Origin of the sequence: Acinetobacter sp. MF4640, from assembly GCF_002018895.1 — a bacterium.
Lineage (GTDB): Bacteria > Pseudomonadota > Gammaproteobacteria > Pseudomonadales > Moraxellaceae > Acinetobacter > Acinetobacter johnsonii.
In genome coordinates, this window is the sequence record NZ_MVOM01000094.1 from 1 (window position 1) to 7094 (window position 7094).

The window sequence follows — 7094 nt, forward strand, 5'->3', positions numbered from 1 at the left end:
ATTGGAGCTGCAATGAGAAAGTTGGTTCATCTTTGTTATGGTGTACTCAAACACCAACAGCCTTATCAAGCAGATTATTGAGCATGAATTTTCGATAATTTGCTTGACGTTTCAGACGGTATCTCTTGCGAAAATATCATTTTTGACTATTTTAGATTTTGATATTTATTTAAAAATCAACGTTTATCACGGATTGAATTTTGACCAAAGCAAGAGGTCTAATATATCAAAAATTTAGTAAAGCGATTTTGAGCTGTTTCGTTGATATTTCCCTGTCTTGTTTACAAAAAATGTATCAAAGGAGTTTTCAAATATTTTTTTTCTGCTATGATTCAAAAAATGTAAGATATGTCACATTTTGTATTTTCTTTGTGTTTGTGATCGTATTTTAGCAAGTCCCGCAATAAGCGGAAAAAAATTATTGATTATCTTTAGGTTAAGTAAATGAAAACACAAATTTCTTTGGCATTCGCAGCAGTTTCAGCATTGGCTTTCACAACTTCAGCATTTGCTGCGGGTCAAATTAACTTTACTGGCGAAATTGTGAATGCCGCATGTGATATTAAAATCAACAACAGCAGCAGCAATGAAGTTGTTTTAGGCAAATGGCCAACGTCTATGTTTAAAGCAGCTGGCGATAAATCAACTCCAGCAAATTTTACGATTGATGTAGCCAACTGTGTTGCCGGCAACTATCAAGTTAACTTTGCAGGTACTGCAGATGCAACGAACCCTAAACTGCTGAAAGCATCAGCTGCAACAGGTGTCGGCATTGCAATTGCAAACGCAAACAGTACATCAAATTTAGTGAATTTAAATACAGTCTTCGGTGCTGATTCTAACGCTGCATTAACTGCGTCTGGCACTGGCGCAACTGCTGCAGGAACTTTGCCATTGCAAGCGTTCTATCAAGCGACTGGCATTGCTGTGACTGCAGGTGCAGCAGATGCAACTGTAAGCATTACATTGCAGCAGAAATAATTTAGCACCGAGAGGAACTGTCATGCGCCTGAATCCATCTTTATTCGCTATTGTTTTGTCCGCTCTTGCGTTTGCATCGCCAAGCAATGCTGCGATTCAGGCCATGGCAAGCCGCGTGATTTATCACAGTGACAGCAAAGCAGCGACGTTGAATCTGAAAAATAACGCGTCTAAACCTTATATTGTGCAAACTTGGCTGGAAGCTGGTGAAGATAAAACAGCTTCAGCTAAAGTGCCTTTTATTGTGACGCCGCCATTAATCAAAATTGAACCGCAAAAAGAATCTGTTTTACGATTCGTTTATTCGGGTTCAGGCTTGCCGACAGACCGCGAAAGCCAAGTTTGGATTAATGTGCAGGAAATACCGCCAAAGCCGGAAGAAGAAAACACTTTACAGCTGGCAGTGCGTTCAAAACTCAAATTATTCTACCGTCCGCAGCAAATTGAAGATGATTTGCCGGCATCGGTGAAAAAACTTCAGTGGTCTGTTGAATATGGCACATTGAAGCTGAAAAATAATAGCCCATTATTTATCACGATCGGTGATTTGACTTTAGGCAAAAATGGCCAGCCGATCAGCCATATGAATCAGGATATGGTGCCGCCCTTCCAAAGCATTGATGTAATTCGCAACGTGCCGGAAAATATAAAAAGCCTTAAATTCACCTATATCAATGACTATGGCGGCAATACTGAAATGCCCGAAGTTATTTTGAAATAATGATTTGATCTGCAGTTGGATTTAAACTTGCATTATTTAAAACTGTCTTTGCTTAGTCTGAGCCTTGCCGCATTGAATACACAGGCAGAAGATACTGCGTTTAATACAGCATTTCTCAAAGATGTTACCGACCAAGTGGTTTTTGATGCTGTCACCAAAGGCTACAGCATTTTGCCGGGTGATTATGATTTCAGCATTTATCTGAATAATCAGCGCATAGAAAAAAGAAAAGTAAAATTCTATCAAAAAGATCAGAATGTTGTTCCTTGTGTTGATGCAAGTTTTATTGAAGACTATCAAATACTTTTAGACACTCAAACGGATGCGCAGCCATCTACGGCCTGTTATGACCTGACGGCATTGTCCGGTGCAAAACTGAATTTTGATGCTGGTCTGCAAACGTTAAATTTATCCATTCCACAGGTTTTTTTACAGCAGAATGCGCGCGGCTATATTTCACCAAAACTGTATGATCAGGGCATTAATGCGCTGATCTTAAATTACAGCGCCAATACGAATACCTATAAAAGCCAGTCAGGTCCGGATACCAGCAACAGCAGCCTATTACTGAACAGCGGCTTTAATTGGGGCGCGTGGCGTTACCGCAATCAGAGCAGCTTTTTAAAGAGCACAGGGCAGTCTGTATCTTGGGACAATGTCATCAATAAGCTTGAACGCGACATTATTCCATTAAAGGCGCGCCTAGAATTGGGCGATGCCAATACCCGCAGCGATATTTTTGAAAGCATTAATTTCCGCGGCCTGCAATTCAGCAGTGATGAGGCGCAATTGCCAATCGGCTTGCAAAACTATGCGCCTGTGATCCGTGGCACAGCGCGCAGTAATGCGCTGGTCGAAATCCGTCAAAATAATTACTTGGTGTACAGCATGAATGTTGCGCCGGGCAATTTTGAAATCGCCGATTTATCTGGCGTGAACGACAGCGGCGATTTGGAAATCAAAATTATTGAAAGTGACGGCTCCGTCCGTACTTATATGCAGCCGTATGCATCTATACCGAATATGGTGCGCGCTGGGCAGCATAAATATCAGATCACTGCAGGGCAATACCGCAGCGGTTCAGGCGCGGAGCTGCCGTATTTTGGCCAGCTGACCTATACGCTGGGCTTCAACAATTTTCTGACGCCGTATGTAGGCGTGCTGGCTGCAGAGGATTATCACTCCGTTGCAGGTGGCACCGCGTGGTCATTGGGAAATTGGGGCGCCGTTTCTGCCGACCTGAGCTATGCCCGCAATACCTTATTCAGCGGCCGTCAAGAAGACGGCTTAGCTGTGCGTGTGAACTATGCAAAATCCATCAATACACTGGGAACTGATATTCACCTGACCGGGTCTCATTACAGTGAGCAGTATTTCAGCTTTGCAGATGCTGTACAAGAAAAAGCGCAGTGGCAGAATGGCGCGTATAAGTATCAGTACCAAAACTCATCGGCAGTCAATGACCCCGCAAATTCTGCTGATATTCAAACACAGTCCTATTATTCGCCTGTGTTTTTCAATAGAAAAACTCAGTATCAAATTTCACTGAATCAGCGTCTTGGCAAATGGGGGCAGCTGTATGCCAATGTGTCCGATACTCAGTTTTGGCAAAAGGAATACAATCAGCACAATTGGCAGATTGGCTATAATAACAATATTCAGCGTATGTCTTATGGCCTGTATTATCAAAACAGCAGGAGCCTCTTCAGCGGTTCTGAGTATTCTGTTGGGCTGAATTTGAGCCTGCCGATTGATACGCCGAAATCCTTTAAGCAGCATGATGTTATTGTCAATAACAGCGCGCTCTATTCTGAAAGCTCGGGCGCAACCCTGCAAAGCGCGCTGTCTGCAAGCTTTTTGAAGGATAAAAACCTGCAGGCGCAGTTGCTGGCGGGGCATTCTGAAAAAAGCGGCGATCATTTTAATGTGAATGCAGCATATCGGGGAATCAAAGGCAATGCCAATGTCGGATATGCTTATGCAGATCAATACCAGCAGCTGTATGCAGGGGTGAGCGGCGGCCTGCTTGTGCATTCTCAAGGGGCAGTCTTCGGGCAGCAAATGTATAATTCGCCGATTTTGATTGAAGCCAAAGGCGCCAGCGATATCCGTATTGAAAATCAAACCGGTTTAAAATTGGATAAGCATGGCTATGCTATTATCAGCAGCAGCAATCCTTATGCAAAAAACCGTGTGGCGCTGCAGGCGGAAGATTTAGGGCAAAATATCTTTATTGATGAATTGGTGAAGAATGATATTGTTCCTACTAAATATGCGATTGTGAAAGTAAAATTTGATGTGAAGACAGGTTACAGCGTGCTGGTCAATTTGAACTATAAAGGCCATGGGTTGGCAGCCGGTACAGAAATCAGCGATGTGAAAGGCCTCAACCATTATGGCTTGGTAGGATTAGATAGCCAGGCTTACCTGACTAATGTTGAGTCAGGGCAGGTTTTGACCGCGAAATGGGGCAGTGCTGAAAACCAGCAGTGTCATTTTAGTTTACCGCAGCTCAGCAGCCGTGATATTGGTTACGATGAACTGGCATTAATATGTGAAGCAGGAGAATCTAAATGAAGCGCAAATGGCTTTCACTACTTTTGAATGCATTTTTAATCGTCATCAGTCTAAGTGCTGTGCAAAGTGCATCGGCCATGCGCTGCCTGTCCGGCGGCAAAGCGACCAGCAATTTTAATATTGACACAGCAAAAAACACCACCAATACCACAAATGTCGGCACGATTACGGTCACCAGTTTTAATAGTGCAACCAATGCATTATTGTGGGAGTCGCAAACTTATTCATCGACGTTCACCTGTTATGATGATGCAACGACAAACTCCAGTGAAGATGCTTATTTATATGTCGATGACGCTGCGAAAAAATTAGCGACCGATTTTGGCAACTCTAATTTAATTATGGGCATCCGTTTTAATGGCCAAGAATATCCCATTACAAAAACCACCGATACAATCGCGACCGGCAAGCGCGCGCTCAGCTATCAATCTGATAACTACTGGTCTACCTCAAGAGCTTCTCAAAATTGTAATTTGATTGGTAAAAATAATTGGTTAAGTTCAAAGCGTTGTGCAGATCCTCAAACCATTACCTTAACCTATTCTTTATATATTAAGGCGCGCGGTTCAGGCAGCAATTTTCCTGCAACGGTGAAAAACTATGATGTTTTCCAGCTTGACGGTATTGGCGGGCGCAACGGCAACGGCAATTTTCAGGAAAAAGTCAGCGGGGTTCAAATCAATTATGTGGAATGTGTCCCTGTGCTGAGCACGCAGAGTGTGGATTTGGGCAAGTACTATGCTTATCAGGATTTAAATACCGTTCTAAGAAAAACGCCATTTACCATTAATGTCACCACCAATGGCAAAGACTGCGCAAAATATCCTTTTGTTGGTGTGTTCAGTTCGGCGTATAAAGTGGATGATCAAACGGTCACTGCCATAGAAACAGGCATGAAAGATGTGGTGGGAATCCGCCTGTTTGAATCAGGAAACAGCGTGCCTTTGAGCTTAAATGACACGGTTGATTTTGGCTACAGTACAGGAACGCAGCTGAGTAAAAACTTTGAAGCGGGCGTATTGTTTCTGAAAAAGCCTGTAAATGCTGGAAAATTCACCTCTGTCATTAATTATGAAGTCTATTTTAAATAGCGGCTGAACCGCTGTAGCCTCGGTATTTATCAGGCTGAGGCAGTTTCCTGTGATGTTTACAATCTTGGAAATGAGCAGGAGCTTGAGCCTAAATTCATTCGGCCTGTTTGAGTCTAAGGTTTGGATTGACTGTGCAAAATATAGCGGATTGCATCTATGTATTTAGGATGCATGTGGCTGGTATCCATGCCCAGAAAATATGGCGCAGCCATCCAGAAAAAACTGAAGGCATAGCCATAATCATCTAAGGTTTGATATTGCCACTGTTCCACTAAGCTTAGAGCCTACCGAGTATTAATTTGATTCTTTTTTAGCAATTGAAAAAATAATTTGTTAAATTTCCCCCATGAGAAAACCATATCCCAGCGACATTAGTCGAGAAGCCTTTAAAGAAATTAAACCGTTACTATTGAGCGGAAGAAAACAAACACGTCCAAGAGTCGTTGATGTCTATGAAGTATTTTGCGCATTGCTCTATATTCTAAAAAGTGGATGCCAATGGATTATGCTTCCTCGAGACTTCCCACCTAAAAGCACTGTGCATTATTACTTCTCGATTTGGAATAAAAAGTCTTCAGAAACTGAACCTAGCATACTTGAGCAAGCTTTAAAAAAATGTAGTTGGCGAGGCCCGTATCAGCAATGGACGGAAAGAACAAACGAGCTTTATCATGATTGATTCACAAAGTGTAAAAAACACAGATACTGCACGTGATAAAGGGTATGAAGCTGATAAAAAAGTTTCAGGCATTAAAAGACATATTATTGTTGATACTGAAGGTCTCCCGCATGGAATATTGGTTACGACAGCAGATAAAACAGATCGTCAAGGTGCGTTAGATACTATAACTTTGCATAAAGATAGCTTACAAAATGTAGAGGTTGTACTTGTTGATGGCGGTTATACAGGTGAACGCTTTTCTTTGGCTGTTAATAATTTAATCGGATCCCGAGTTGATTTAGCTAAACGAAGTGAATTGCATAAATTTGCAGTCATTCCACAACGCTGGGTTGTGGAAAGATCATTTGCTTGGTTAGAAAAGTGTAGAAGGCTCTGGAAAAACTGTGAAAAGCACCTAAATACGAGCCTTCAGTTCATTAATTTAGCCTTTTTAAGGCTACTTTTGCATAGAAAATATTCTGGATAGGTTCTTAAAAATGATGCAAAAAGATGAACTCTGGTTGAAATAGCCTAAGTATGTTGAAAGGGGTATTGTTTAGAAATTTCCTTATCATAAGTAAACCGTCTTTATGAAAATCATCATGCTGACTTTGATTCATAATAAGGGGAATTTAAAAGCTTTAGCATCACAGTTTGATTACTGGATTTTAGACAATAATGTGAAGATTAGCGCTTTGGTAAATCGATGAGCTAAAGTGTTGTAGTCCAAACTCGATCTGACAGTTACCCATTTTTAGTGGGCCTGTTAAGTTAAATTTGAGCTAAATTATGCTCAGCCCAAATCCGCTTCCAATCAAATAATGATTCAAGTGGTGTGCGGCCACTGCTCAATCTAATTCACAGTACCTAAAACAGGTATCAACTTCGGTCCAGCCATTCTCGCTTTGCTAATGATCTCCACCAGTTCAGCATAAGTCAGTTCAAACTTATCCTCACTATCAAAAACATAAACCATGTTCTTGCCTTCATATTCAGCTGGAGTAGGTGGTACAAAACGTTTCGGGATAAGAAGCTGTGCGAGTTGTTCATCATTTAATTTAAA

7 protein-coding genes are annotated in these 7094 nt (G+C 41.7%); 5 read left to right on the forward strand and 2 right to left on the reverse strand.

Annotated elements, in window-relative coordinates; all coding sequences use genetic code 11:
- The first annotated feature begins 444 nt into the window (after positions 1–444).
- Genes MF4640_RS18105 through MF4640_RS18120 form a run of 4 tightly spaced genes read left to right on the forward strand, consistent with a single transcriptional unit; the run spans position 445 to position 5370 of the window.
- On the forward strand, positions 445–981 hold the full coding sequence (locus MF4640_RS18105) for a fimbrial protein (RefSeq protein WP_078390447.1): 537 nt from the start codon (positions 445–447) through the stop codon (positions 979–981).
- A 22-nt stretch (positions 982–1003) separates the two neighbouring features.
- Positions 1004–1702, forward strand: a complete 699-nt coding sequence (locus MF4640_RS18110; RefSeq protein ID WP_078390448.1) for a molecular chaperone — start codon at positions 1004–1006, stop codon at positions 1700–1702.
- 27 nt (positions 1703–1729) lie between these two features.
- A complete protein-coding gene (locus tag MF4640_RS18115; protein ID WP_227518689.1) occupies positions 1730–4279 on the forward strand; it encodes a fimbria/pilus outer membrane usher protein in 2550 nt (849 codons plus the stop codon).
- Positions 4276–5370: a fimbrial protein gene (locus MF4640_RS18120; protein ID WP_078390450.1), complete on the forward strand. Its 1095-nt coding sequence runs from the start codon at positions 4276–4278 to the stop codon at positions 5368–5370. The genes MF4640_RS18115 and MF4640_RS18120 overlap by 4 nt, the downstream gene beginning before the upstream one ends.
- 113 nt (positions 5371–5483) lie before the next feature.
- Here the strand turns inward: MF4640_RS18120 and MF4640_RS19575 are convergent, their stop codons facing one another.
- Positions 5484–5642, reverse strand: a complete 159-nt coding sequence (locus MF4640_RS19575; protein WP_171263920.1) for a hypothetical protein — start codon at positions 5640–5642, stop codon at positions 5484–5486.
- 74 nt (positions 5643–5716) lie between these two features.
- Between MF4640_RS19575 and MF4640_RS18125 the strand changes: the two genes are divergently transcribed.
- Positions 5717–6518 (forward strand): IS5 family transposase gene (locus MF4640_RS18125; RefSeq protein ID WP_101495496.1). Its coding sequence is split into 2 segments (ribosomal slippage): positions 5717–5980 and positions 5982–6518, totalling 801 coding nucleotides; the frame shifts between segments, so codons are not numbered across the junction.
- 366 nt (positions 6519–6884) lie between these two features.
- On the opposite strand, the gene MF4640_RS18130 is transcribed toward MF4640_RS18125, so the two are convergent.
- A partial coding sequence (locus tag MF4640_RS18130) for a hypothetical protein (protein ID WP_078390451.1) occupies positions 6885–7094 on the reverse strand: 210 nt, incomplete at its 5' end.

What these genes read in the sequence shown, in the direction of transcription:
- MF4640_RS18105 (WP_078390447.1), top strand. Translation starts at nt 445, where the DNA reads ATGAAAACACAAATTTCTTTGGCATTCGCAGCAGTTTCAGCATTGGCT.
- MF4640_RS18120 (WP_078390450.1), top strand. Translation starts at nt 4,276, where the DNA reads ATGAAGCGCAAATGGCTTTCACTACTTTTGAATGCATTTTTAATCGTC.
- MF4640_RS18110 (WP_078390448.1), top strand. Translation starts at nt 1,004, where the DNA reads ATGCGCCTGAATCCATCTTTATTCGCTATTGTTTTGTCCGCTCTTGCG.